Here is a 26,083-nt window from a genome sequence, read left to right as displayed (position 1 = left end):
CACTTACGTGCGGTAGGAAGCGTTGATTTTTACATAGTCATACGTTAAATCGCAGCCCCATGCCGTTGCACTTTCATTACCTTGATTTAATTCAACAAAAATTTTAACTGTTTCCAACTCTAAGTACTCTTTTACTTCTTCTTCTACAAAAGAACATGGCAATCCATTTTCAAACACTTTGTAAGGACCAATTGCCACCTTCAATGCATTTGGCTCAACAGGTATTTCTGAATATCCGATCGCTGTAACGATTCTTCCCCAGTTCGGGTCTGTACCATAAATAGCTGTTTTTACAAGATTAGAAGAAATAATTGACTTTCCTACTGCTCTGGCAGCTTCATGGCTGTATGCTCCATTTACTTGCACTTCAATGAGCTTAGTTGCCCCTTCGCCATCTCTGGCAATTTTCTTCGCAAGTTCTTCACTAACAAGCTTTAAGCCAGCTTTGAATAAATCCCAATCTGGGTGGTCTTTTGTTAGCTGGTCATTACCTGCTAACCCGTTCGCTATGACTAAAACCATATCATTCGTACTTGTATCACCATCAACTGTGATCATGTTGAAGGTTTGATTCGTTATATCCTTCAATGCACTATGCAAATCCTCATGGGCAATATTTGCGTCTGTTGTGATAAAACCAAGCATTGTCGCCATATTTGGATGTATCATCCCTGATCCTTTTGCCGCACCGCCAATGCTAACTGTTTTGCCATCAATTTTCACTTTAACAGCAAATTGCTTAATACACGTATCAGTTGTTAAAATCGCTTGCTTGAAGTTTTCTTCAGCTTCATATTCTTTACTAAGAATTTGGTTAATGCCGGATTTCACTTTATCCATCGGCAGTAGTTCTCCAATAACACCTGTTGAAGTTACAGCAACCAAGTGCTCCGCAATACCAAGTTCGTCAGCAAATCCTTTTTGCATTTCCATAGCGTCTAATAATCCCTGTTCCCCTGTGCATGCATTGGCATTTCCAGAGTTGACAATAACTGCTTGGATCTTATTTTCTTTTGCGATACTCTCTTGAGTAAGTAAAAGGGGTGCTGCTTGAAAAATATTCGTTGTATAAACGCCAGCAACTGCTGCCGGAACTTCCGATACAATATAACCTAGATCAAGACGTTTCCTTTTTATTCCGCAATGCATACCTCCTGCTGTAAATCCCTTCGGCAGGGTAACACTTCCTTCTTCTAGTACAACGATTTCTTTAGTTGAAATTGCTGGCACTGTTAACTCCCCCTTTTTTCTATTCCTGCTTCATTTGTAATCTCGTTAACTCAAAAGTTATCATTATGGATACATTGGTATGCTATTAAGCCCCGTCCTGACATCCCAATTGTTCATTAGGTTTGCATTTTGTATAGCCTGCCCTGCGGCACCTTTAACTAAATTATCGATAACGGAAATAACCGTAAGTCGATTTGTTCGCGGGTCAACATGTAAGCCGATATCGCAGTAGTTACTGCCACTTACCTCTTTCGTAGAAGGATAAGTCCCTGCTTGTCGAACCCTTACGAAAGGATGATTTTCATAAAATTTATTGTATATATCAGTAACCTCATTAGTTGTAATCTTTTCCGTTAGGTTAACGTATGAAGTAATCATAATACCCCGCGACATCGGTACTAAATGTGTTGTAAATGTGACGGTGATTGGATTACCGGTTTCATCCGTTAGAACCTGTTCTATTTCCGGTATATGCTGATGGGCACCAAGCTTATATGCTTTAAGATTTTCATTTATCTCAGCATAGTGCGATGTTAATGAAAGACCCCTTCCCGCACCAGAAACCCCAGATTTGGCGTCAATAATAATAGATTGTGAGTCAGCAAGATTTGCTTTCAAAATTGGCAGCAAACCGAGGCTTGTTGCAGTTGGGTAGCAGCCCGGATTGGCAATTAAGGCTGCACCTTTAATTTCTTCTGTATAAATCTCACTTAATCCATAAACTGCCTGGCTCAAATATTTCTCCTCAGGAGCTGAATGCTTATACCAGGTCTCATATTCATTTTGCGACCTTAGCCGAAAATCTCCTGAAAGATCGATTACTTTTATTCCTTTATCTACAAGTTGTGGAGCTAATGAGCTGCTAACACCAGAGGGTGTTGCAAGAAAGACAATATCGTTTTGCTTACTAAGTTCTTCAGCATTAAATTTTTCAAGAGATAGATTAACAATATTTGAAAGATGTGGATAACTATCACTAAAATTGGTACCTGATTGCGAGTTTGAAACAACTGTACCAATTTCTAAATATGGATGGTTTTGAATCAAACGAATCAATTCAATTGCTCCGTACCCTGTGCCACCGATAATGGCTGCTTTCATTTCATTCAACTCCTGCGTTCCTTTTATAATGAATCATTATACATACAATGTAATAAATATTCAACATAAAAATAGCTCAATTTTCAGTTTTTATAGAATTTTATTACCGTTATTTTTGGAAACGCTTACATTATAGCGTGTGTGAATATACAAATTTCATGCATGGTCTATACATACCAATCCTCCTTCTAAAATCATGAACATAAAATGGTAAAGCGATTATGTTAAAATAATAGGAAGATAGAATATACATTGAGGAATTGAGTTGAGGTTATGAAACAAAGGATGTTCTTACTTATTGGTTTAGGAGTTTTAATACTCATTCTGTTACTATACTTTGGTTTTTTACATGCTAAGATTCGAGAACACGCCGATACTGAAGTACCTAAAGATGCTGACTATATCATTATTCTTGGGGCACGCGTTAAAGGTGAAACACCTTCTCTAGCCCTTCAATATCGAATCGACGCTGCTGCTAACTATTTGAAGAAAAATAAAGAAACGATTGCAATCGCCTCGGGGGGACAAGGGCCAGGTGAAGATATTACTGAAGCGGAGGCGATTAAAAGAGGCTTAGTTGCACAGGGAGTCCCTAGTCATAGAGTTTTACTAGAAGATAAATCAACAGACACAGTGGAAAATATCTCTTTTTCAAAGAAACTCATACCGAAACATTTTAAAACTGGATTAATTGTAACCAATGATTTTCATCTTTATAGAGCCAAGTCCATTGCCAGGGACCAAGGCTTGAGTTTAAAGGGAATTCCTGCAGAAACTCCGACCGTAGCCATTCCAAAATCATACATAAGGGAGTATCTGGCAATAACAAAATATTATCTAGTTACAGTTTTCAAAAATTAGAAACCGGCTTATTTATTATTAGCCGGTTTCTTCATTATAAACTTCCACACTTTTTATTATAAAAATATAAAAATCCCACCCAAAACGATTATTGGGTGAGCTTTAATTATTAGTTTTTTTGACCTGTGTAGATATGAATAGCATCTCTTAAGAACTCTGCTGTACCAGGTTGTTCCTTATCATAATAAGCTGTAAATCTTTCGTCATCCACATACATTTGTGCTAGACCTGCATGGGCTTCTTTGCTGTATTCTTTCCAATAATAAGTGAGCCATTGTTTGTGTAAATCTGCAGCTTTTTGTGCTAACTCACCAGCGGGATCTCCTGACTTAAATGCCTCAGCAAGTGTGCTTTGAATTTGCTCAGCTAGTGCGGTGACTTCTTCATACTGTTCCTCTGTCATGTTCATGACTTTTGCATTAGAGGCTTCTACTTTATCGTTGCCATATTTATCACGAATTTCTTTTCCGTATTTTTTCTCGTTATCCTCAATCATCTTTTTCTTAAACCCTTCAAACTTTTCTTTATTTGACATGGTAATTCTCCCTTCTGTAAGTGCAATCGTTTTATCCACATTGGCGATTAATAAATCGAGTTGTTCTCTTTTCTCGAGAAGTTTTTCACGATGCTCCCGCAGTGCTTTTGCACCATCAAAGGTCGGCGCCGTTACAATGTCCTTGATGCTGTCTAATCCAACTCCCAGCTCTCTATAGAATAAGATTTGCTGAAGGGTATTCACTTCTGCTTGACCATAAATCCGATATCCTGATGAATTGATTCTTGCCGGCTTAAGAATTCCAATTTCATCATAATACCTGAGAGTACGGGTGCTGACACCTGCGAGATTAGCTAGTTTTTGGATGGTATATTCCATGTGATCATCCCCTCATATAAAACGATACACCTTTACGCTACGTCAAGGTCAATCACTAATTTGCCTATTTTTATAAAAAAGTTTAAGTCTGCCTCATACTGATTAAATTATAACAAGACCGTCACAGAAAAAAGAAACCGTACCATTATCCTTTTTCAATTATTTTCCGAATTGTCCATATGGGGTGGAAAGTGTCCACGAGTGGTGCCTGTCACCAAAGTGATACCTAAAAGGTGCCTGTCGCCGCTGCAGAGCAGCGGTGACAGGCACCTTTTTTATTTCCTCAAATCACTATTTAAACCATCCTTTTTCTTTGGATTGTTTGATGGCTTCGATGCGGTTTTTGACGTCTAGTTTGTCGAGGATGGTTGAGATGTAGTTGCGGACGGTTCCTGTTTTGATGCTGAGTTGTTCAGCAATTTCTTGTGTGTTTTTGCCATCGGCGACGAGTTCTAATACTTCCTTTTCACGATCTGTCAGCGGATTTTCCTCGCTGTAGACATCGTCCATCAGTTCAGGGGCGTATATCCTTTTTCCCTCGATAACGCGGCGGATGGAGCTGGCAAGCTCTTCACTTGGACTGTCTTTCAATAAATAACCTCGAACCCCAGCTTTTAACGCACGTTGAAAATACCCTGTTCTGGCAAAGGTTGTTAAGATAATAACCTTACAATTTAACCCTTTCAGCTCTTCTGCTGCTTCAAGCCCTGTTTTACCTGGCATTTCAATGTCCATAATGCATACATCAGGCTGTTGCTGTCGTACTAAGGCTACTGCTTCTTCCCCATTTGAAGCCTTGCCAACCACTTCCATGTCCTCTTCTAAATTTAGAAGAGACCCAAAGGCGCCCAACAGCATTTGCTGGTCTTCCGCTATAACGATTCTAATCATATTTTACGCCTCCTCTTTAAGTGACGGCTTTACGTCATTAGGCACTCTGATTATTAAAGTTGTGCCTTCTTTTGTTAGAAGGTCTAAGCTGCCATTAATAAATTCAAGGCGTTCTTTCATTCCTAAAAGTCCGCTTCCCCTTGTGTCTTTATCTTCTTCGTCTTTAAACACACCATTATCATGGATTGTCATCACCAATTCCTTCCATGATTGTTCGACTGAAATCGAACAGGTACTTGCGCCGCTATGTTTGACTACATTATTTACTGCCTCTTTCAAGCACATGCTTAGGATGTTCTCCGTTAATAACGGCACATTTTTCATTGAAATGTCATGTTTACCTTCTAAGTTTATTTCGGCTGCCTTCAGGATTTGTTTCACACTTACCATTTCATCCTTTAATCGGATTCCCCGCATAGAAGAAACCATTTTTCTTACCTCACTTAAGGCAGTTCTCGCTGTCTGCTGTACGTCCTTTAACTCATTACGTGCCTGATCCGGATCTTTTGTAATTAATCTCCTCGCTAAATCACTTTTTAAACCAATGAGTGATAGCTTTTGCCCAAGCGTGTCATGAAGGTCTCGGGCAATTCGTTGACGTTCCTCCAGCTTAACAAGTTCTGAAATCCGCTTATTTGCATCCTCTAATTTCTCTTCTAGCTGCCCCATTTCTTTCTTGTTATGAATATTAAAAGGAAGCAAAATCACACTTATCCAAATGATAATAACAAAAGGTAATTGCTTAAGAAAAAGTTCATCCATTTGTACAATGCTAAAGTTAATAGAAGCAGAGGTACTAATTAAATGAATAAAATATAAAGTTAAAAACGTTACGCGATCCTTAATATTACCGATAAAATAAGAGAGAAAAAAAGCGAAATACACATAACTGTAAAGACTAGTTGATGTAATCGAAATACCGATTAAGATGAAGGTCCAGAGATAAACTGGCCACCCTTTAGCAAAAAATGCTATTCGGTAGAATACAAAAAAGAGTATGGTTAAGATAATTCCAACAACGATTTTAATAGGTGAGGCTGTTTGAAAAATAAAATAAAAAGGCAAAATGCATAGAATCGTCCATATATAAGGTGATATACCGCTGTTTTTCTGGAATGTCAGATACCTCTTTAACATAAAAAAACCTCATTTTCAGCTAAAAATGTTAATTAACCTAATCTTACCACAATTCACCTTTATCTTCATTTACTACTATCTATTCGACCAATACCATCGTTTAGAACAGAAATAACGACAAGCCCCCTATAGGAGGCTTGCCGTTTCTAAGCTTTTTCCGGTTGAAGAAACTCTTTCTGTTTTTTTACCAGGACCTTAATCTCTTTGAAGCCAACAAATCTTTTTCCCTGTTCATCCCATAGTCGGAATTTGAGTGAACTTAAACTTGTTGCTAACGTTATGGTTGGCACATTTTGTAATGGCGGTGTATTATTATGTGCCTCCTCCAGCTTATAATTAGGAACTCTCGGACTTAAATGGTGTACATGGTGGTAGCCAATATTTCCCGTCAGCCACTGTAAAATCTTTGGAAGTTTATAAAAAGAACTGCCCTCTACAGCTGCTTTTACATATTCCCAATGCTGATCTTCCTCAAAATATGAATCCTCAAAGGTATGCTGCACATAAAAAAGCCATATACCTAAGGAACCTGACAGCAGGAAAATCGGAGTTTGTACTAATAGGAATGACTCCCAGCCAATTGATAAGCATAGTATCGTTATTAAAGCAGCAATTCCTGCATTAGTCATATAGGTATTCATACGTTCATTGAAGCGGGCACCTTTTCTATTAAAACGATTTTTAAGCAGGAATACATAAATCGGGCCAAGCCCAAACATTACAACCGGATTCCGATATAACCGGTATTTTAATCTTTCCCACGTTGATGCAGCTAAGTATTCATCGACTGTCAGAACCCAGATATCCCCCGTTCCCCGCTTATCTAAGTTGCTGCTCGTAGCATGGTGCACAGAATGATCGTGCTGCCATTGGTAATATGGAAAAACTGTTAATATTCCCGTAATAGTACCAAGAATCATGTTCGCTTTCCGATTTTTAAAAAAGGAGTGATGGCAGCAATCATGAAAGATAATGAAGGTTCTCACCAAAAAACCTGCAGCCAGCAAAGAGATCCCCAAGGTCAGTATGTAAGAAAACTTGAGGCTTTGATAGGCAAGAATCCACAATAAAAAGAATGGTACGAGGGTGTTGAGCATCTGCCAGATACTAGCTCGAAGATTTGATTTTTCATAAGGGGCAACTTGCTTCCGTAAATTCCTTTGATTTTGTTCCATCATATCTTTATTCCCTTCTTTCATTTGTTATCAAGAATCATTCACACATTGTAGACAGCTGTCATATCGCAAGCATGATAAATGTCATATTCCCCCATTACGCGAAGAGAGGAGAAGCTCAACTACGAGCTTCTCCTCCCCTTTTGGGCATGATTATTTTTTGCAATTACTGTTTTATTAATCCTTCCAATGCCATTATTTTTTTGTATGAATAGAATAGATCAATGTTTGTCCTGCCCCTTGGCATAATGTTCTATAAAGGGGGATTGAATATGTTATGATAAAAAAAAATGGAGGGGGAATGGGTATTATTTTTTTAAAAGAAAAGGTAAAAAGTCTTCCCGCAACTCCCGGAGTCTATCTAATGAAAGATAGTACCGGTACAATTATTTATGTCGGTAAAGCCAAGAATTTAAATCGACGGGTCCAATCCTACTTTCAGCATTCAAAGGCTCATCCGCAAAAAATCATTAAACTTGTTAGTAATATTAGGGATTTTGAGTTTATTTTGACTGATACCGAATTTGAGGCATTTATGCTGGAATGTAAATTAATTAGGGAAATAAAACCATTATTTAATAAAATGATGAAAAGCCCGCAATCCTATTCGTATATTGTCATTAATAGGGATAAAGTGTTTCGCACCATTGATATAACAAACACAAAACTAGAACAGGATGGAAGGCTTTATTTTGGTCCATTTCCAAGTAAAACTAGAGTGGAACAAGCTATAATTGGGATAAAGGAAACCTTTAAAATACTTTGCAGCAGCAATAAAATAACCAATTCTCCATGCTTAAACCATTCCCTCGGTTTATGTATTGGAATGTGCCGCGGTAATTCTGTTATTCAAGAGTATAATAAAATAGTAGACAATATCATTGGATTATTGTCTGGCAAGGACATGGCGATACTGGAAGAAATGAAGCTGCGAATGGCTCTTGCTTCTGAAAGCTTCGATTTCGAAGCTGCAGCAACGTATAGGGATAGAATTGAGGCTATTAATTTTTTAATTAAGAAGGAAAAGGTAATTGAATTCACAGAGAAACAGCAGAATGTAGCTGTTCTTGAATTCTTAGGCGAGGAAACCTGCAAACTATTTCTCATTAAACGCAACAAGATTCTCTTTAGTAAGAAATTTGATATTGATCAAACATCCGTTGAGCATCTTAGTATGCTGATTTTAACTAAATTTAATAATGATTCACCTCAACCCTTTAAGGAATTAGACAGAGAAGAAATCGACGAAGCTCAAATCATTTATAACTTTATTAAAAGCAGCCACTGCCATTATATAACCATACCAAAAAAATGGATTCTCCAGCAAAATCAAGCAAATGTTGAAAAGGCACTTAATAAATTAATCTCCAATAAAATAAAAGTGAAAACCACTTAAATAGCCCTCAGGATGTCGGGTGCAACGAGGGCTATTTTTAGTATGACAGGCGATAGATTAAAAATCGCTCATTTTGATTGTTTTCATACAAACCTGGAAGCTGGACTTCTGTCTTTAACTCAAATAAGGTGACGTTTTCTAACAAATAGATATAATCCTCCGATGGATAATATAAAATCACGTCAACTTCACGTTTGAACTTTTCGACTGAAGCTAATATTTTATTAATGATTTTCCAAAAAATCGGAACCGTAAAAGGGTTAAAAAAGTAAAATCGATTATCCAACGGGTCTATTTCATATTTTTCTGCCAAGCAGCAATGGAATTGAATTTTATCCTTAGCATTTTTATTCTGTTTCAGGTAATTCTTTTGGTTTTCAACTGCCTCTTTATATAAAGTCTCATTCATTTCAATTCCTGTAACAGAGGCATGAAATAAGTGATGAATAAAAAAATTTAATCTGCCTTTTCCGCATCCAAAATCAACAATGTGATCGGTACTTTTTAATTCATACTGCTTAAATAATAAACCTAGTGCACAATAGGGAGTTGGCTCATACCTGTGATAATGGTAAGACTTATTGTAGCCCTTTTGGTCTCCCACTGTAGAGATATTCAACAATTCATCATAATACTGTTCTTTCATGATTATACTCCTGCCCGCCCCATAACTCTTGTTTATTCATAAGCTGAAGGGTCGATAAAAAAATTGTACCCCAAGTAGACCACCAAACCAATTGCTGTCGTTAAAAATGCCCATCCCAGAGTGACTTGCTCGATTAACAGATAGTTATTACATAATTGTACCGGTGACCAAACATATAACCAGCCTAATCCTAAAAACATAATCGTGAAACTAATAATGGTCGAATTCCTTCCAAATCCACCTAGTTTTTTCCAACTATCTCTTAATGAAACTCCAGCCAAAAATGGCAAACTAATAAATTTAAACACTTCTACTGTTTGTGTCGTCAAAGCTTCATCCATGGTTCGGGGTAACATCCAGTATACCATGATAATCACAAATAAAAGAATGCCTGGTACCCCATTACTGTTCCACTTTTCAAAAAATCCCGGAAATCTTTTTTGAAAAAATCGAGCCATTAAGAAGCCTGCTATGACTAGCATCGGCATTTGCATATGCATATGAATCACCATGATCGATTCCATGAATGTTGCAACGGGAGGAACAACTAAGAAAATAAATAGCAGTAAGCCATAAAATGACTGATTCATAGACTATTCCTCCGTTCCATTCTCAAGTAGATTAACAACTGTTTTAGCTGTTGCATTTATTTCCTTGTAATCCATCACATTTACCAAACTGCCTTTTGGATCAACTAAATAGAAGGCGGAATTATGGGCGAAATTACCATATTCATCAGGAATCACGATAACGCCAAATGCTTTCAACAATTGGTCTAACTCCTCTTGATTTGGGACTCTAGCCATCCTCCACGTTTCTCCATCACTCTTAAAAAAGTCTTTGTATTTGTTTAAGGTCGCAGGATCATCTCTTTCGGGATCAAAGCTGATACTTAAAAAAACAATATCTTTCCCTAAAAACTTATTTGGCACCTTATCATAAACTTGCTTCATGTTATATTCTAATTCAGGACAAACCGTTGTACAGGAAGTATATAAAAATGTAATAAATACATATTTATCTTCAAACTCAGATATTGAATATTTACGGCCATTGCTATCTTCAAGCGTAACGTCTGGGAATTTTGGTTTATCATCGATCAACTGCTTTACTCGAGCGGTTTCGGCAGTATAGGCACTGAATCCATCTGTTCCTATGAAAAATAATACGAATCCAAATACGAGAACTAAAACTAACGAAATGGTGTTATGTTTATTTTTGATCATGATAGATCACATCCAACTTATTTAATAAAGAGATAGCCCAAGAATTGGAACTATCTCTCTCCTTTTTATCACCAAGTTTTATAAGGTGGTGATCCTGGCGGTGCATTTACGATAAATTCTGTTAGTGGTATTACATATGCCATTGCAACTACAATCAGCATAACTACGATCCAAATGCCCCAGCGCTCAGTCCAATATGGTGTTTTTGTTGCATTTTCTTCTTCTTCCGCAATTGGAAATTCTGTTTCTCCTTTTGGAGCAAAAAACATCATATTAATAACGGCATACACTTGAAGAATGACCCCAATAATTAAAAGTGTTCCTCCTACTGCTAAGCACATTAAGTATGGGTCCCAGCCTAGAGCTGTTGCATGGTCACCATAGGTGGTGTAGGAAGTTCTTCTTGGTGAGCCCAGTAATCCAACCCAGTGCATAGCACCAGCCATAAAGATCATACCTACTGTCCAAATCCAAGTTTGGATAACACCTAATTTATTTATCTGTGGAGTTAATACACGTTTTGAAATATAAGGAACTAACCAATAACTGATTCCAAAGAATGTCATTACGACTGACATACCTAATGTTAAATGGAAATGTCCAACAATCCACATGGTATTGTGAACAACCTGATCTAACTGGTTCGTGCTTTGTGCAATACCGCCTGCACCTGCTGGTATGAAAGCAACCATTGCAATAAATGGCGCTAGGAAACGAACATCGCCCCACGGCATCTTCTTCCACCAGCCAATAAGTCCTTTTCCGCCTTTTCTTCTTGCTGTTCTTTCAAATACTGCAAACAAGGCAAAAGCTGTCATTAACGATGGGAAGCCAATCGCTAGGCTCATAAACACGTGCATAAATTTAACAACTTCATTGATACCAGGATCAATAATTTGGTGGTGGAAACCACCAGTAATGTTCATAACAACTAGAGCTATAATAACCACACGAGTTAATACGTCACTCCAGCGTCTGCCGCCAATAATTTTTGGTACTACTACATACCACGCTGATACAGCAGTTAAATACCAAATATTAACCAACGTATGTCCAAATGCCCAAAATAGTGTCCGGGCAACCATAACATTGATTGTCTCAACCCAGCCTAAGGACCATGGTAAAATCATAACTAAAACTTCGATTGCTACTGGGATAAGTGCGAAGAACAATAGAACAAATACACCTGTTGCAAAGTAAGCTAGAATTGGAACGTGTTGACCTTTATTGTTCTTTCTCCAGTTCGCCACTTGTATAAATGAGCCAATACAGCACGCCCATACCCCTAATACAATAAACACTAAGCCAAGATAAAATACTGGATGAGCTGCCATTGGCGGATAAAATGTATACATAACGGAAGCTTCATTCATCAAGATTGGAATGACTGCCAGTACAAACCCAACCATTTTCAACCAAAAACCAACCCAAGCAATCCTTCTAACCTTTGGAAGAAGCCCTCCTAAAGTATGAGAAAGTGAAGCATAAAAGTATCCAATCGTAAAGAAAGCCGTTAACACAAGAATTAATAATAAGCCATGTGCTGTTAGAACTTGATAGTAATTAAGCCATGATGGAAGTTCTAAAAGTCCTGCACGGTTTAAACCTTGAATCAATCCTAAAAATCCACCAATCAATAGTGCCATAAATGCTGTAAATATATATGATTTCGTTATTTTAGCATCCTCTGAACTAATTCCCATTGCTTTATTTGTTTTTTCCATAATACTTTTTGGAATTGCCATTTTAACTTCCCCCCTTACTTAACCGTAATAGTTGTACTCATCAATTGGTGACCTGCACCACAATATTCGTTACAGATCACTAAATAATTTCCTGGTTTATCAAATGTTTGTGTGATTTTTTGAATATGCCCTGGCATAACCATCGCATTTATATTGGTTCCTGCTACTTCAAATCCATGAACCACGTCTTTTGAGGTCATGATAAAAGTAACCTTTGCTCCTGCAGGTATTTCAATATTGTTAGGAGTAAACCCAAAGGCTTGTAAAGTCATAACCACTTCATATTCATTGTCGCCAATTTGTTTCAATCCAGGTTTATCAAAAGGTACAGTTTGATCGACTTTTTGAGGATCAATCGTTTCCATATTACTTGGCGGTCCCATTTCTAAAGCAAAAGCTTGATATCCTGTAATTAACATGAATCCCATGATGATACCAAAACTGATCGTAAGCCATATCTTTTCATCAAGATGCATTTTCATCATTTATCCCCCCTTAAATTCTCGCCATATAAAGTCCATATAGTACTAGATACGTAGCAACAATAACAATGCCAACCACTGTGACGGAAATCCATGTTCCTTTTAATGGTGCTTCGTACTCTTTCGCTTCCTTTTTATTGTGATTCACTTTTGCAGCTCCCATTGGAAATTCAACCCCCTTAATTTGTTCTTATCTCTATCATAATTGCGAGTGATTCTCAGTGTAGTGAACTGCATCACGGGCACATAATTTTTTTTAAAAATATGCTGTGATAAAGCTAAATATTGATATTGGCACTCTGTTGATTTGCGTGGAAGGCACGATGGCTCCTCGAAAATCCAAGGCCCCCAAATTACAGGAACAATTACGGCGGGATAGTGCCGATAAATCATAGCTCCACAGATTAACGGAACAATCAGACCGAGATAGTACTGATAAATCATGCCTCCCCAAATTACCGGCACAATCTGACCCGGATAGTGCTGATAAATCATGCCTCCCCAAATTACCGGCACAATCTGACCCGGATAGTGCCGATAAATCATGCCTCCCCAAATTACCGGCACAATCTGACCCGGATAGTGCCGATAAATCATGCCTCCCCAAATTACCGGCACAATCTGACCCGGATAGTGCTGATAAATCATGCCTCCTCAAATTACCGGCACAATCTGACCCGGATAGTGCCGATAAATCATGCCTCCCCAAATTACCGGCACAATCTGACCCAGATAAACCATGGTAATTTTCTTTTAGCCTAAAATAAAAAACTGCCCCTGATCTGCAAATGTAATGCAGTTCAGGGGCAGTTCTCTCTTTATTAAATAATAGTAACTATAACCATTAACAAAAATAGTACCATTATATAATTTACGGAATACAAAAATATTACATAGGCCCACTTAAGGTCATTCTTGGAAAAAAAACCAGCGATACTTACAGCTAACCACCCCACATTCAAGATAGTCGCAATCACTATAAACATGGAACCGAGTGAAGTTAAAAAAAATGGGAATGGCAGCAGGCAGGCCACATAAATGATAATTTGCACTTTTGTAATTTTAAATCCACGTACCACTGGAAGCATTGCAACCCCAGCGGCCTTATATTCTTCACATTTCCTCATCGCAATCGCAAAAGTATGCGGCATTTGAAAAATAAATAAGATCAAAAATAATATGATGGGAACGATGTGCAAGCTGGATTCTATTGCTGCCCAACCGATTAACGGTGTTACCGCACCCGATACACTCCCGATAATTGTATTAAACGTATATCTTCGTTTTGACCACATCGTATATAAAAACACATACGTGAACCAACCAATGAAACCGTAAATGGCGGCTTCGATGGTGGTAAATAGTAACATCATGAACCCAATTATGGTAAAGAAAATCCCCATTTTTAACACAATTTTAAGAGGAATATTTCCTGTTACGGTTGGTCGATTTTTTGTTCGTTCCATTATCGTATCAATATCAACATCGTACCAATTATTTAGGATAAGCGCTCCAGCCATTACCAATGTACTGCCAATGATTGTCAAGAGGAATAATCCCAAGTTATCTACAAAAGAATTCCCAGTAAAATAATTAGCTAACCAGAATCCTGTAAATACCGGTAGAACATTGGCAAATAATACACCAGCCTTAAAAAGTGCTTTTAAATCTTTTAACAAGGCAGAAGTATTTAAAAAAGGTGAATTCCCTTTTTCACTAGAAGGTATTTCGTTTATACCCATGGACTATACCTCCTAACCATTCCTTTACCTTCATTAAATCACACTTTTAAAGCAACATACATGATTTGAATCACTTTTAGTTTTTTAACAAATATCCAGCGGAAAACAAAAAACTGTGGGAGCATATTCATTTCCCACAGCTTCTTTTTATTTCTCTTTACTATCCTTCAATTCATCGATCAGCTGTTTTGTTCTTTTTGCATTTCCTTCTGCAAAGTTTTCGAGGCGCTCCTTTAATTCATCATTATCGTGAATCCGCTCCGCTGTAATTAGGTAGGTCCTCATGAGATCTTCTTCTACTTCAATCGAATGTTCAAGAATTTCCTCAAGGTTATTTTTTTCTTCTTCATTCTTTCCTTTAAAAATATTTGCAGTCAAAATAGAAAACCTCCTCTTTAGATGCAGGAAAACTAAACCTCTTCCACCGTGGCAATATAAGGTAAATTTCTATACTTTTGTGCGTAATCGATTCCATAACCCACGATGAATTCATCTGGGATGACAAAGCCAACATAGTCGACCGGTAAATCCACTCTTCTTCTTTCAGGCTTGTCTAAGAGTGTACATATTTTAATCCGTTTTGGTTTGTGCATATTCAAATGATCTCTCAAAAAATGTAGTGTCAACCCGCTATCTATAATATCTTCAACTACAACAACATTTTTATTCGTGATATCTTCATCAAGATCTTTTAATAGCTTCACTTTTCCGGTTGTTTCTGTTTGATTGCTGTAGCTAGAAACTGAAATGAAATCGACGTTGATATTCCCTTTCATTTCACGAATCAAGTCGGCTGCGAATACAAAAGACCCTTTAAGTACAACGATTAACATAATATCTTCATTGTTAAAATCTCTTTCAATTTCCTCAGCTAATTCTTTTACTCTTTGTTTAATTTTTGATTCTGAAATCATCGTTTCTTTCACCTGAAAAGTCACTACTCATTCCTTCTTTCTTAACATTCCGGATTTAACATTATTATTATCTTTTGTTTCTACTAACGTTTTCACCATAACAAAAAAATGTGCCCCTAACAACCTGCTAGTAATGTGTATGATGATTGCCATTGAGGACAAGATAAACCTAAAATTCCCTTCTTCTACAAAAACATGCAAATTGCTGATAACTGAGGGATAAACCGATTAGGAGGTGAGATTTGATGAGTTTTGAGAAACAGAATAAGGGGAATATCCGGGAGACCTTGGACTGGTTATCAGAGGAATTAAAGCCATCCTTTGATTTGGTATACAAACCATTACATATTGATGAAAAACATACAGAGCTTTTATACATCAAAACGGTTGTGGATGGAGCACAACTCCAGCAGCTAGTCATTAAACCTTTCTTTGAATTGGGAAATGACCGGCATGTAGCCGCTTATTTAAGCTCTCTGCCAAACCTGCAAGAAATTAAAGCAAAAGAACAAATTCTGCTTGATTTGACCAAGGGAAGTGTGATCGTTGCGATTCGGAATCAACTCCTCTTATTGGATATAAAAAAAGTTAACTCAGATACCGTTTTAGAATCATTGATAGAGCCTACAATTCAAGGACCACAATTATCTCTTAGTGAGGATATTGTAACCAATATCAATCTGATTCGCCAACGCTACCACAAGTCCTCGCTTAAAATAGAGACGATGGATATTGGCGAAAAGACACATCTAACCTTGGCCATTCTATATGATGCAGAAGTTGTCCTAGATGAAGTCTTAGAAAACATTAAAAGTAAACTTAATTCCATTAAACCCCAAACTGTCCAGTCAACAATGGAGTTGAACCGCTTATTAAACGATAAAAAACGCTCCTTAATGCCAATCATGATGATGACAGAGCGCACTGACCGTGTCGTTTATAATCTCGCAGGAGGCAAAGTTATTCTTTTACTGGATGGCAGTCACACTACCGTCCTTGCACCTGCCGTCTTTTTTGATTTTATGTCTTCAATGGATGATAAATACGGATCTTATTGGATTACGAAATTTTTAAAGCTACTTCGTTATTTTGGATTGTTTGCCTGCCTAACCCTGCCAGGATTATACGTTGCAGCTACCTCCTACAATCCCGAGGTGTTCCGAGTGGAGCTTGCCCTGTCCGTAGCAGGCAGCCGGATTGGCGTCCCATACCCATCGTTTATTGAGGTTCTCTTTTTACTGGTTTTCATGGAACTTTTAACAGAGGCCAGTATACGCCTGCCTAAGGCCGTCACTGGTACAGCGACAACGGTTGGAGGGTTAATTTTGGGACAGGCTGCAACAGAAGCGGCCTTGGCTTCTAATATCATGATTATTATTGTTGGCGCCGTGGCGATATCAACCTTTGTCATACCGATCAACGAAATGAGTTTTGCCATACGAGTGGTTCGGTTTATTCTCCTTGCTATCTCCAGTTTTGCTGGTCTGGCGGGTTTGTTATTTGGGCTAATAGGATTACTAATGTATTTATCGCAATTGAATAGCTTCGGAGAACCCTATTTTAAAATCTACCTTCAGAGCAAGCGAACAGAAACGGAGAGGACTTCCACATGAACCGTTACTTTTTTTACCTTGTCTTTGTTAATATGGTAGCCAATGTTGTCGCCTCAGTCCCAAAGATTCTTATATCACAAAGGACGGAGGGGGCAATCAATTCCATGATTATTTCCTTTTTTTTAGGATTGGTTTTCTGCTATCTTTGTACCCGTTTTTTTAACTTATTCCCTGGCAAAGGTCTTCCCGACTTAACTAAGAGGTATCTACCCCGGTGGTTATCTTTTACGATTATATTTGTCACTTCCTGCACTTGGTATATCGCAGGCCTTATTACATTAGTGACATTCTCCTTTTTATTAAAAAGGTTTCTAACCCCAGATATGCCTTTGCCCTGGATCTCAGCCACCTTCTTGGCGTTTCTCTCCTATGGCATCTTGATGAAAAGCAAGAGTGTCCTTTTTACGATTGAGACCGTTCTGTTATGCTGTCTGCCTTTTATTTTTGTTATTACACTCAAAGCATACACAGCCCCTGAGTTGAAATTGGATTTTATCAAAGAATCGCTAATGTATATCAATCACTACCCTAGTTTTTCAGCAATCGCCGCTTCTATCTATTTATTATTAGGTGGATTTAATCTCGTCATCTTTAATCGCCTCTTTAAAAGAGATCAGCGAATTAACTGGAAAAACATGCTCTTTATAGCGTTCATTGGGGGAGCAACGTTTGTTACTACATATTTTATCCCAATTGGCATGCTCGGATTTAATGCGGTCGAACACGTGGTTTACCCATGGATTACAACCAGTGATACACTTCGATTAGAACTTTTTATTGTGGAACGGGTGCTTTATATCTTCTTGCTCCTGTACTTGGCCATTTCTTTTCTCAGCGTTCTGATACACTGGCATGTTACCTTAGAGCTGCTAAAAAGCATTATTTGGTTCAAAAAAATGACAATGCACAAACATAACCTTACTCCTTTTCTTTTTATTGGGCTTTTCTGGCTGGGAGGCTTGCAAAGTGTTACCTATCTAACGGAATACCAACTTCTAAAGTTTTCAAGCTATTTTCTGAATTACCTGCTCTGTTCATTCTTTTTCATGTTTGGCCTTTTTTGGATGATTAAAAGGAGGGCTAAGGTTTGAAGATTATCGTAAGTCGTTTAGGAAAACCCTTTATCGCAACCCTACTTGCACTATTGCTGATCCTTCAATCTGGATGTGGATTTAAAGACATCGACAAAAGAATTTTCGTTATGTCCATTGGGATTGATCATACGGATAACGAAAAGAAACCTTACAAGATCATCCTTAAACTTGCAGTTCCCTCTGGTTCTCTAAAACAATCAGGAACAGAATATACTTACCTGACGAAGGAAAGTGAATCCATCGCCGCAGCCATTCGCCTGTTAAAGACACATGTGGATAAAGAAATCGATTTTGGCCATGCAAAGGTGATTGTATTAGGAAAGGAAATTCTTCACCATGACTTAACGGAGGTGTTGGACATTTTTGTCCGAAGAAGGGACATTCAGAGAATCTCCTGGGTAGCAGTTGGGACACCAAATGCTGAAAGTGTTTTAAAGGCAGAGCCCTCGTCCGAAATGGCTGGCTCCCATGCCTTATTTAATCTATTTGATCAAAATGGGGTTGAAAGTTCTTATATTGTGACTACTTTTCTTTTTGACCTTAGGCGGAGAATGCTAGAGACGGGAATAGATCCAATTTTACCAGTTTTAACTTCTAGCAAAGACAAAAAGAAAATTATTGTAAATAGTTCAGTCCTTCTTGCTAAAAATAAAGATCCTTTTAAACTGACCCCTATGGAGACTAAAATATGCAATCTGTTGTTGAATAACGTTCAAAGGACGGATTTAACGGTAAAAAGGGATGATCTTCAGTATACCGTTTCCATCGATACAGCAAAAACAAATTTTAAAATAATTACAAAACCAAAACAGAAACCGGTCTTAAAAATGGATGTTACGATGGAGGGGATTATTGAGGAATCGAACCAGGGAATGAATATAAAAGACCTTAGTACCTTTAGTAAGCATGCGAGTGAGGTTGCAAAAAAAGACATAACAGCCCTCCTTAAAAAGTTCCAGGAAAATGAAGTGGATCCTTTAGGATTTGGTGTTCGATATAAAGCCACCAGACTTCATACTAAGGATACCTATAAAGAATGGCTAAAGCTTTATCCCGAAATGGCCTTTGATGTGAATGTTAAGGTCGAGGTTATGAGTACTGGTATTATAGAATAATCAAATTTACAAACCATTGATAGTAATTACTCAAACTTAGAGTACAAAAAAGGATAAAGACAGTCTAATATAGAATTAAACGGAGAGAATGAAATTTGTACATAGCCATTTTAGAGGAGTGAAGTAAATGCCAGTAAATGCTTATCTAGTTTTTAATGGAAATACGCGCCAAGCAGTAGAATTTTATGCGAAGGTTTTTAAGACAGACACACCAAATATCATGACCTTTGGTGACTCACCGCAACATCCAGATTATCAAATGCCAGAGGAAGTAAAAGATTTAGTCATGCATACACGACTTAACATTGATGGCAGCAATGTCATGTTTTCTGATAACTTCCCTGGGTCACCATTTATTGAAGGTAATAATGTAACACTTGCCCTCGTAAGCAAAAATTTGGATGATATTCAATCATGGTATGATCAATTAAAAGAAGGCGGAAAGGTGACGATGGAGCTCCAAGAAACCTTCTGGGCAAAACTCTATGGTCAAGTAACAGATAAATTCGGTATCCATTGGCAAATCAGCCATGATAGCGGAGAATACGGAAGTTAATTTTCACACATAAAAGGATACAGCCTCTAATGACTGTATCCTTTTTGTGTTCATATTATTTCAAGCTTCTGCTTAAGAAGGCTTTTGTCCTTTCATTCTGAGGGTTTGTAAACAATTCTGAAGGGTGGCCGCTTTCAATAATTTCGCCGTTATCCATGAATATAACCCGGTTTGCTACTTCCTTAGCAAAACCCATTTCATGTGTAACGACCAACATTGTCATCTGCTCTTCGGCAAGTGCCTTTATTACCTCTAAAACTTCCCCTGTCAATTCAGGGTCCAGCGCAGAAGTTGGCTCATCAAATAAAAGGATTTCAGGGTTCATCATTAAAGCTCTTGCGATAGCCACCCGTTGTTTTTGACCGCCTGATAGATTTGCAGGATACGCATCGGCTCTTTCGGTAAGACCAACTTTTCTCAATAATTCATTGCTTCTTTGCTGAATCACTTCAAACGGCTCATTCTTTACTAATTTAGGAGGCAGTTCTAGATTCTCTTTAACCGTCAAATGCGGAAATAGATTAAAATGCTGGAAGACCATTCCCATTTTTGAAGTAATCTTTTTGATTTCCTGCGGTTTTGCGTAGACCCCATCTTTAACGAAGGAATCACCATCAATGGTAATGCTCCCTCCATTTATTTCTTCCAAGTGAACCAAGCTGCGGAGCATTGTACTTTTTCCTGATCCAGATGGGCCGATTACAGCTATTACATCATTTTTATTAACATCAAAGGTAATCTGTTTTAGAACATCCAGCTTACCAAACGATTTTTTCAGGTTGGATATTTCAATGATTGCCACATTTACCAATCCTTTTTATTCAAATTTGTATCTTCTTTCAATTCCTTTAAAAATAAAGGTTAGAACGAGTGTCATAATGAGATAAATTATTCCAGCAATAAAAAATGGCACGATGGTAAAGTCTCGGTTTACAGCAGTTTGAGCGTAGTGCAGCAACTCTGGAACTGCCACAGCATAGAGTAAAGCCGTATCCTTAACAAGTGTTACCGATTCATTTGCAATAGCCGGAAGTGTGACACGGAACATTTGCGGTAAAATAATCCTTGTGGTTGTCTGCCATTTGCTTAAACCAAGAACCTGTGACGCCTCATATTGTCCTTTATCAATCGCCAAAAGACCGCCGCGGAAAATCTCTGCAAAATAGGCTGCATAGTTTAAAACAAATCCCAAACATGCTGCCACAAAGCGATCTAATACTAAATATTCCCCGACTACAGGCAGCATCGGCAGCCCGAAGCAGATTAACAACAATTGTAGTAAAAGAGGAGTCCCCCTCATAACATAAATATAGCCCTGAGCCAGTAAGGATAGAGGCTTTAAATTGCTTTTAACGGCAAGTGTCAACAGGAAGCCAAGTGGTACAGAGACGATAATTGCAATAACAAACAACAGAACGGTCATCTGTGCACCTTCAAGCATTGGTACTAGAATAGACGTAAAATAGTCTAACGTCATTGAAAACTCCTCCAAAAACAAAACAGGGTTCCCAAAGGAAATCCTGTTTTACCTTATTTTCATATTACTTTAGTACTTTATCTTCTCCAAACCACTTTTCCGAAATACTAGCAGCTGTTCCATCTTCATTCATTTCATCTAGTGACTTCTGGAGCTTTTCAAGTAACTCTTCATTTCCTTTTTTAACTCCGATTCCATATTCTTCAGGAGCAAGCGACTCTTCAAGCACTTTAAATGTTTCTGCCTCTTTTGTCATATAATAATTGATGACAATTTCATCTATAACTACTGCGTCCAAACGACCGCTCTTTAAGTCAGTTAGAGCCTGTACATTATCAGCAAACTCAGTTACAGTCTTAACCTTTTCTTTAATCGGTGAGGCGTTTAGGGCATCAGAAGCTGAAGAAAGTGACTGTAAGCCAACTACTTTCCCCTCTAAATCATCTAGTTTTGTAAGCTGTGTATCAGCTAGAGTAACGATTACCTGTGCATTTTTTAGATATGGTTTTGTGAAAAGGACCTTTTCCTTACGTTCATCGGTAATGGTGTATCCGTTCCAAATAAGGTCAATTCTTCCACTGCTAAGTTCTGCTTCTTTTGTTTTCCAATCAATCGGCTGGAACTTAACTTCTGTTCCCATTTTTTCTGCTGCTGCTTTTGCATAATCAATATCAAACCCAACGATATTGTTATCTTCATCGCGGAAACCCATTGGAGCAAATTTATCATCGATCCCAATGACAAGCGTATCTTCTTCTTTACTAGCTGATTTTGAGCACCCAGTAAAAATTACAAGTACGGCAGTTAATATAAAAATCATAGTAGCTAACTTTTTCATTTGTACGAACCCCTTTTATAAAATTAATTTCGCTTTAGTACGTTACCATATTATCATACTAACACATTATAACACTATAACATTATCAAACACAACAACATAATAAAAAGGAGCCTATTTTTTAAAAATAGACCCCACTTGTTGATATTTTCCAAATCATATGATCCTGCCCTTGCCCCCAATAATCCCTCAGGTAATAATCAGGTTCACCGAATTTCTTTTTCCAAATAGTTTGTGCAGTTTTGTAGCCGCTGTCGAGACAGAATTCTTCGATTCCTAGACTCTTTAAGGTTTGCAGCATTTCTCCCAGCAGTCTATTTCCTATTCCTTGTCTTTGATAGTATGGATGTACAAATACCGTTCCTACTTCAACATGATTCCCCAGCAGCCCATTCGTACAATGATGAATTAGTTTACTAGCAGGACCATATTCTATTGTTCCAATAATTTTCTTTTCAGCCAAAGCTATTAAAAAATATCTTTTCTCTCCGCTAGTCTCCAGATCCATTTTCAAATACTTGTTTTTACTATCAATTTCAGCTTCGATATCTTCGATTAAATCGGCTATTCCTTCTCTTCTAAAGGTATCGGTGATAACCGTCCTAAAAAATTGGTTCAATTCCTGTTTATCTTCGATTCTAGGTCTTCTAATCTCCACTTTTAGCACTTAAACCTCCAAATTACGTTGACATATTTTTTTGAACGCGTATTTTATTAACCACAAATAGTCCACTATACAGAAGGAATGTCCCCGCCATTAATATGATTCCAAAATAAACAGACATCATCGTTGGCACCAAAAATGCCCCTAGTACGATTGCACCCCGAGCAATTAAATCTGCCCCATTAAAACCTAAGTTAGAAAAGGCAGAATAAGAGCCGCGTTTATCCTCCGGCATCATATTGGCTTTTTCAGCATTAGCAATCGGCGAATAAATAAGCTCCCCTATAGTCGCTATGGCGTTAAATAATATCAGAACATACCATATATTTGCCGATGTAACGATGGTATATCCTGCACCATACAGCAGCAGTCCTAAGAGCAGCATTTTGCGCGGCGAGAATTTATCTGTGATTTTTGAAACAAAGAAGGTCAATGCCACGACCATCAGCATATTTTCGATATTAAGAAAACTTAGCATTCTGACCCCGGCCACTTCAAAATTTCCGATAAATATTGATTTGAACTCATCCGCTAATCGAACCCCAATATAACTATTAAGTGAGAATTCTGCTGCAAAAATAAACATGGACCCGGCAACCACCATGACAAATGGTTTATCCTGAAACGCAACTTTGTAATTATGGAAAAGATCGATAAAAATATTCTGGTGCTTTTTTTCCAAGAGTTTAACACGAGTATCCTTTAACCATATTCCATAGGCAACCGGCAAACTGATCGAAACAATCGTCAGTGTGATAAATAGTTCTAATTGATGATTCACATATAATAGTCCGCCTAATGCAGCCCCAATAGCCATCGCTAAATTTACCAGCCAATAATCAAGGGCATACACACTCTTCCGATTTTCCGGGGTTGTCGAGTCAATAATAATCGCGTGCACGGCAGGACGGCCGAGACTGCTCGTAATCGTGAAAATTATATAGCTGACCGCAAATAAGAAAATCCATTTTTGGTCAGGCAGCAAGCTTATAGTCATGAAACCAAACGTAAGGGCACTAGATGCCGATGTTAAGATAATAATTTTTTTACGTGGGAAGCGGTCTGAAATATAACCGCCGATAAAGTTAATAAAAAAGCTTATAATGACCGTAATTGCTAAGAAGATACCTGCCCAAACCGCTCCTTTATACTGTGCAAAGAATAGCGCCATAAACGGCATTACGGAGCTTGCAATCGCTCGGTTAAAAAACGAGGTAATCAGTCGAACCTTAATATTTTGGGGATAGTCTTTCCATGCCATATTTACCAACACCTTTCATACCATTTATAGTAAACTAGACGTAATAATAAAAAAATGTCCAATTTTCAAAAATATGTCTACTTTTAAAAGGAATGAGCATATGGATCACTATTTACTAGCTTTATGGAACTCAATCTCTTCAGGAGAGGTAAAAGTGAAAGAACTGGCTGATACATTATTTCTCAGCACCAAGCAAACCCGACGTAAACTGAATCAATGGCAAGCTGCTGGCTGGCTGACATTCGAAGCTGGAAGAGGGAGAGGAAATCATTCTACACTCCTTTGGAATAAAGACGTTGAATCAGCATATGAACAGCAATTCTTAGCCCATCTAGAAAAATACTCTATCCAGGAAGTTAGTAAATTATTATTATATCAATGGTCTACGGAAACAAAGCAACGATTGATGACCAGGTTTCAATCCAAGTTTGGATTTCATCAAGAAGGGCAGGACCGGTTAATTATTCCCCGATTTTACCGTTTCTTAACCTATCATCCATTAAAGGCCGCAGACGTACATAGCGCAAACTTAATAGCAAACATTTATAACCGTGTAGTAGCATTAGAGGAAGATAATACAATTATTCCCGAGCTTGCTCATAGATGGGAAGTCACGGATAAAAAGTTAACATTATACCTGCGAAAAGATGTAGCCTTCCATGATGGATCCATTCTCAAAGCGGAGGACGTTGTCCAATCCTTTTTTCGGATGAAGCAAGATGAAATATATGCTGAACTATGGAAACCTATTAGTAAGATATATTCTTCTGCACCCCTTATAGTAGAAATTGAATTCCCAAATGGCTGTACCTATATTTTGCCGCTTCTTAGTATGATAACTGCGAGTATTTATAAAGAATCCAATGGGCAGGTCATTGGAACAGGCAGCTTTTATATGGGGGAGAATTCGGAAGAGAAAACCGTATTACATGCCTTTAAACAATATTACGGTGAGCGCCCGCTATTGGATACTGTTGAATTTATTCAAGTTTCGAGAGAGTTTGGAAATGTATATTATGGTGCCCATGAATCAAGGGAAGTAGGAACCTTTGAAGTGGAAAGTGACTCGGGTTTTGGTATTGTGGTGATGAATAGTTATCGTCATTCCGATATTGCTAGAAAAGAAGTACGGGATTACATTCATATGTTGATAGACGAAAATCGATCACAAATTTCAACAATTAATTCACTTATTTCCGAAAATCACTCTGGTTGTTTAATTGGTTATTCCAAGCCTTATTCAATGCCCAGAATAGCAAAACCATCGCTTTCAAAACCATTACAAATGAAGTACACAGGCTATACAAAGGATGTGTCCATTTGGCTAAAAAACATCCTTAAAAGAGCCGGAATTAAAGTGGAGTTAGGGGAAGTCTCGTTTCATGATGCCGTGTATCATGATCATTTAAAAGGAAGTGCGGACATATTTATTCATGGAGAAATATTTGAGCTAAACCAAAGCTTTTCCTATTTTAATTTCATGAAAAATAATTTCTCCCCATTACGAAAATTAACACAATCTGATCTTTTTTTACAGAAATGTATCCAAGCCTATGATCAATTGCCCTTTGAAAAATGGATGGATCAGCATTTAAGAATAGAAAATTATTTAATAACAAATTCTCTCTGTATCCCGCTCTATTATTCAAAGAGGCAAATACCTTTTTCCATTAATTTAATGAACATCAAATTGAAGCATTTTGGTTATGTTGATTTATCAAAACTATGGATGAAGCCCAAATTTTAGTTCAAAAAAACTGCCCGACATCTAAATGTCAGGCAGTTGTAAGTTAATCTTGATATCCTGATAATTGTTGCTGGACTTCGTTTAGAGAATTAATTGCTTGTTGGATCTTGTTTTTGTTATCTGGTTTTTCAGCATTACTTAGTGCTTGTTGCAATGTATCAACCGTACTTTGTACCGATGACATACTTTGGTCAACGTATTGTTTAGCCTTTGGCATGTGTAGCACCTCCTTCATTATTTCAGAAGTAGTATCTGCACATATTCCAAAAATATTAGAAATTTTACTTGAAGCCTCTGT

30 protein-coding genes are annotated in these 26,083 nt (G+C 37.7%); 7 read left to right on the top strand and 23 right to left on the bottom strand.

The genetic code is table 11. The features are described from left to right. Window positions 1-3: 3 nt before the first annotated feature. Window positions 4-1,230 (bottom strand): bifunctional glutamate N-acetyltransferase/amino-acid acetyltransferase ArgJ, encoded by a 1,227-nt coding sequence (gene argJ, locus QNH29_RS05745; protein WP_283863882.1) that lies wholly within the window; start codon window positions 1,228-1,230, stop codon window positions 4-6. 63 nt (window positions 1,231-1,293) lie between these two features. Next, window positions 1,294-2,331, bottom strand: a complete 1,038-nt coding sequence (gene argC, locus QNH29_RS05740; RefSeq protein ID WP_283863881.1) for an N-acetyl-gamma-glutamyl-phosphate reductase — start codon at window positions 2,329-2,331, stop codon at window positions 1,294-1,296. Between the two features lie 273 nt (window positions 2,332-2,604). Between argC and QNH29_RS05735 the strand changes: the two genes are divergently transcribed. After that, window positions 2,605-3,192, top strand: a complete 588-nt coding sequence (locus tag QNH29_RS05735) for a YdcF family protein (protein ID WP_283863880.1) — start codon at window positions 2,605-2,607, stop codon at window positions 3,190-3,192. Window positions 3,193-3,301: 109 nt separating this feature from the next. Here the strand turns inward: QNH29_RS05735 and QNH29_RS05730 are convergent, their stop codons facing one another. The 4 genes from QNH29_RS05730 to desA all read right to left on the bottom strand — a co-directional run bounded on the left by QNH29_RS05730 (window position 3,302) and on the right by desA (window position 7,272). Next, window positions 3,302-4,066 carry a MerR family transcriptional regulator gene (locus QNH29_RS05730; protein WP_283863879.1) on the bottom strand — a complete coding sequence of 255 codons (765 nt, stop codon included), beginning with the start codon at window positions 4,064-4,066 and terminating at the stop codon, window positions 3,302-3,304. A gap of 291 nt (window positions 4,067-4,357) precedes the next feature. Further along, window positions 4,358-4,957 carry a response regulator transcription factor gene (locus tag QNH29_RS05725; RefSeq protein WP_283863878.1) on the bottom strand — a complete coding sequence of 200 codons (600 nt, stop codon included), beginning with the start codon at window positions 4,955-4,957 and terminating at the stop codon, window positions 4,358-4,360. Between the two features lie 3 nt (window positions 4,958-4,960). Further along, on the bottom strand, window positions 4,961-6,094 hold the full coding sequence (locus QNH29_RS05720) for a sensor histidine kinase (RefSeq protein ID WP_283863877.1): 1,134 nt from the start codon (window positions 6,092-6,094) through the stop codon (window positions 4,961-4,963). 146 nt (window positions 6,095-6,240) lie between these two features. Further along, a complete protein-coding gene (gene desA, locus QNH29_RS05715; protein WP_283863876.1) occupies window positions 6,241-7,272 on the bottom strand; it encodes a Delta(5) desaturase DesA in 1,032 nt (343 codons plus the stop codon). A gap of 274 nt (window positions 7,273-7,546) precedes the next feature. Between desA and QNH29_RS05710 the strand changes: the two genes are divergently transcribed. Beyond that, a complete protein-coding gene (locus QNH29_RS05710; protein ID WP_283863875.1) occupies window positions 7,547-8,665 on the top strand; it encodes a GIY-YIG nuclease family protein in 1,119 nt (372 codons plus the stop codon). Window positions 8,666-8,702: 37 nt separating this feature from the next. On the opposite strand, the gene QNH29_RS05705 is transcribed toward QNH29_RS05710, so the two are convergent. The 11 genes from QNH29_RS05705 to QNH29_RS05655 all read right to left on the bottom strand — a co-directional run bounded on the left by QNH29_RS05705 (window position 8,703) and on the right by QNH29_RS05655 (window position 15,573). Further along, complete coding sequence (locus tag QNH29_RS05705; RefSeq protein ID WP_283863874.1) at window positions 8,703-9,311, bottom strand: methyltransferase; 609 nt, start codon at window positions 9,309-9,311, stop codon at window positions 8,703-8,705. A 32-nt stretch (window positions 9,312-9,343) separates the two neighbouring features. Continuing rightward, window positions 9,344-9,901, bottom strand: coding sequence for a hypothetical protein (locus QNH29_RS05700; RefSeq protein ID WP_283863873.1), 558 nt, complete (start codon window positions 9,899-9,901; stop codon window positions 9,344-9,346). A gap of 3 nt (window positions 9,902-9,904) precedes the next feature. Beyond that, window positions 9,905-10,537, bottom strand: a complete 633-nt coding sequence (locus QNH29_RS05695; RefSeq protein WP_283863872.1) for an SCO family protein — start codon at window positions 10,535-10,537, stop codon at window positions 9,905-9,907. A gap of 68 nt (window positions 10,538-10,605) precedes the next feature. Continuing rightward, a complete protein-coding gene (locus QNH29_RS05690; protein ID WP_283863871.1) occupies window positions 10,606-12,282 on the bottom strand; it encodes a cbb3-type cytochrome c oxidase subunit I in 1,677 nt (558 codons plus the stop codon). Between the two features lie 14 nt (window positions 12,283-12,296). Continuing rightward, window positions 12,297-12,764 (bottom strand): cytochrome c oxidase subunit II, encoded by a 468-nt coding sequence (locus QNH29_RS05685; protein WP_283865544.1) that lies wholly within the window; start codon window positions 12,762-12,764, stop codon window positions 12,297-12,299. A 13-nt stretch (window positions 12,765-12,777) separates the two neighbouring features. Further along, entirely contained in the window at window positions 12,778-12,927 is a 150-nt protein-coding gene (locus QNH29_RS05680; protein WP_283863870.1) for a hypothetical protein, read from the bottom strand. Continuing rightward, window positions 12,909-13,412, bottom strand: coding sequence for a hypothetical protein (locus QNH29_RS05675; protein ID WP_283863869.1), 504 nt, complete (start codon window positions 13,410-13,412; stop codon window positions 12,909-12,911). The genes QNH29_RS05680 and QNH29_RS05675 overlap by 19 nt, the downstream gene beginning before the upstream one ends. 173 nt (window positions 13,413-13,585) lie before the next feature. Further along, on the bottom strand, window positions 13,586-14,506 hold the full coding sequence (cyoE, locus tag QNH29_RS05670) for a heme o synthase (RefSeq protein WP_283863868.1): 921 nt from the start codon (window positions 14,504-14,506) through the stop codon (window positions 13,586-13,588). A gap of 147 nt (window positions 14,507-14,653) precedes the next feature. Continuing rightward, window positions 14,654-14,884: a hypothetical protein gene (locus QNH29_RS05665; RefSeq protein WP_283863867.1), complete on the bottom strand. Its 231-nt coding sequence runs from the start codon at window positions 14,882-14,884 to the stop codon at window positions 14,654-14,656. Between the two features lie 32 nt (window positions 14,885-14,916). Continuing rightward, window positions 14,917-15,420: a hypoxanthine phosphoribosyltransferase gene (hpt, locus tag QNH29_RS05660; RefSeq protein ID WP_481858820.1), complete on the bottom strand. Its 504-nt coding sequence runs from the start codon at window positions 15,418-15,420 to the stop codon at window positions 14,917-14,919. 27 nt (window positions 15,421-15,447) lie between these two features. Further along, on the bottom strand, window positions 15,448-15,573 hold the full coding sequence (locus QNH29_RS05655) for a hypothetical protein (protein ID WP_283863865.1): 126 nt from the start codon (window positions 15,571-15,573) through the stop codon (window positions 15,448-15,450). 92 nt (window positions 15,574-15,665) lie between these two features. On the opposite strand from QNH29_RS05655, the gene QNH29_RS05650 reads away from it, so the two are divergent. The 4 genes from QNH29_RS05650 (at window position 15,666) to QNH29_RS05635 (ending at window position 19,798) form a co-directional block, all read left to right on the top strand. After that, complete coding sequence (locus QNH29_RS05650) at window positions 15,666-17,033, top strand: spore germination protein (protein WP_283863864.1); 1,368 nt, start codon at window positions 15,666-15,668, stop codon at window positions 17,031-17,033. Beyond that, window positions 17,030-18,124: a GerAB/ArcD/ProY family transporter gene (locus QNH29_RS05645; protein WP_283863863.1), complete on the top strand. Its 1,095-nt coding sequence runs from the start codon at window positions 17,030-17,032 to the stop codon at window positions 18,122-18,124. Before QNH29_RS05650 ends, QNH29_RS05645 begins: the two co-directional genes overlap by 4 nt. After that, the gene (locus QNH29_RS05640) at window positions 18,121-19,242 is read left to right on the top strand and encodes a Ger(x)C family spore germination protein (protein ID WP_283863862.1); all 1,122 of its coding nucleotides are present in this window, start codon (window positions 18,121-18,123) and stop codon (window positions 19,240-19,242) included. Before QNH29_RS05645 ends, QNH29_RS05640 begins: the two co-directional genes overlap by 4 nt. Window positions 19,243-19,369: 127 nt before the next feature. Continuing rightward, window positions 19,370-19,798 (top strand): VOC family protein, encoded by a 429-nt coding sequence (locus QNH29_RS05635; protein WP_283863861.1) that lies wholly within the window; start codon window positions 19,370-19,372, stop codon window positions 19,796-19,798. Between the two features lie 55 nt (window positions 19,799-19,853). On the opposite strand, the gene QNH29_RS05630 is transcribed toward QNH29_RS05635, so the two are convergent. From QNH29_RS05630 to QNH29_RS05610, 5 genes are all read right to left on the bottom strand, one after another. Further along, the gene (locus QNH29_RS05630) at window positions 19,854-20,600 is read right to left on the bottom strand and encodes an amino acid ABC transporter ATP-binding protein (RefSeq protein ID WP_283863860.1); all 747 of its coding nucleotides are present in this window, start codon (window positions 20,598-20,600) and stop codon (window positions 19,854-19,856) included. Window positions 20,601-20,615: 15 nt separating this feature from the next. Then, entirely contained in the window at window positions 20,616-21,275 is a 660-nt protein-coding gene (locus QNH29_RS05625; protein WP_283863859.1) for an amino acid ABC transporter permease, read from the bottom strand. Between the two features lie 64 nt (window positions 21,276-21,339). Further along, window positions 21,340-22,113, bottom strand: coding sequence for an amino acid ABC transporter substrate-binding protein (locus tag QNH29_RS05620; protein ID WP_283863858.1), 774 nt, complete (start codon window positions 22,111-22,113; stop codon window positions 21,340-21,342). Between the two features lie 121 nt (window positions 22,114-22,234). Continuing rightward, window positions 22,235-22,780, bottom strand: coding sequence for a GNAT family N-acetyltransferase (locus tag QNH29_RS05615; RefSeq protein ID WP_283863857.1), 546 nt, complete (start codon window positions 22,778-22,780; stop codon window positions 22,235-22,237). A gap of 13 nt (window positions 22,781-22,793) precedes the next feature. Continuing rightward, window positions 22,794-24,038 (bottom strand): MDR family MFS transporter, encoded by a 1,245-nt coding sequence (locus QNH29_RS05610; RefSeq protein WP_283863856.1) that lies wholly within the window; start codon window positions 24,036-24,038, stop codon window positions 22,794-22,796. A 73-nt stretch (window positions 24,039-24,111) separates the two neighbouring features. On the opposite strand from QNH29_RS05610, the gene QNH29_RS05605 reads away from it, so the two are divergent. Beyond that, window positions 24,112-25,785: an ABC transporter substrate-binding protein gene (locus tag QNH29_RS05605; RefSeq protein ID WP_349654891.1), complete on the top strand. Its 1,674-nt coding sequence runs from the start codon at window positions 24,112-24,114 to the stop codon at window positions 25,783-25,785. A 43-nt stretch (window positions 25,786-25,828) separates the two neighbouring features. Here QNH29_RS05605 and QNH29_RS05600 read toward each other — a convergent pair whose 3' ends face one another. Further along, the gene (locus QNH29_RS05600) at window positions 25,829-26,002 is read right to left on the bottom strand and encodes a hypothetical protein (protein WP_179602618.1); all 174 of its coding nucleotides are present in this window, start codon (window positions 26,000-26,002) and stop codon (window positions 25,829-25,831) included. Window positions 26,003-26,083: the final 81 nt, after the last annotated feature.

The organism is Neobacillus sp. DY30, from assembly GCF_030123065.1.
Lineage (GTDB): Bacteria > Bacillota > Bacilli > Bacillales > Cytobacillaceae > Neobacillus.
Note: the sequence above shows the minus strand (reverse complement) of the source record. Positions and strands in the feature narration are given on the sequence as shown.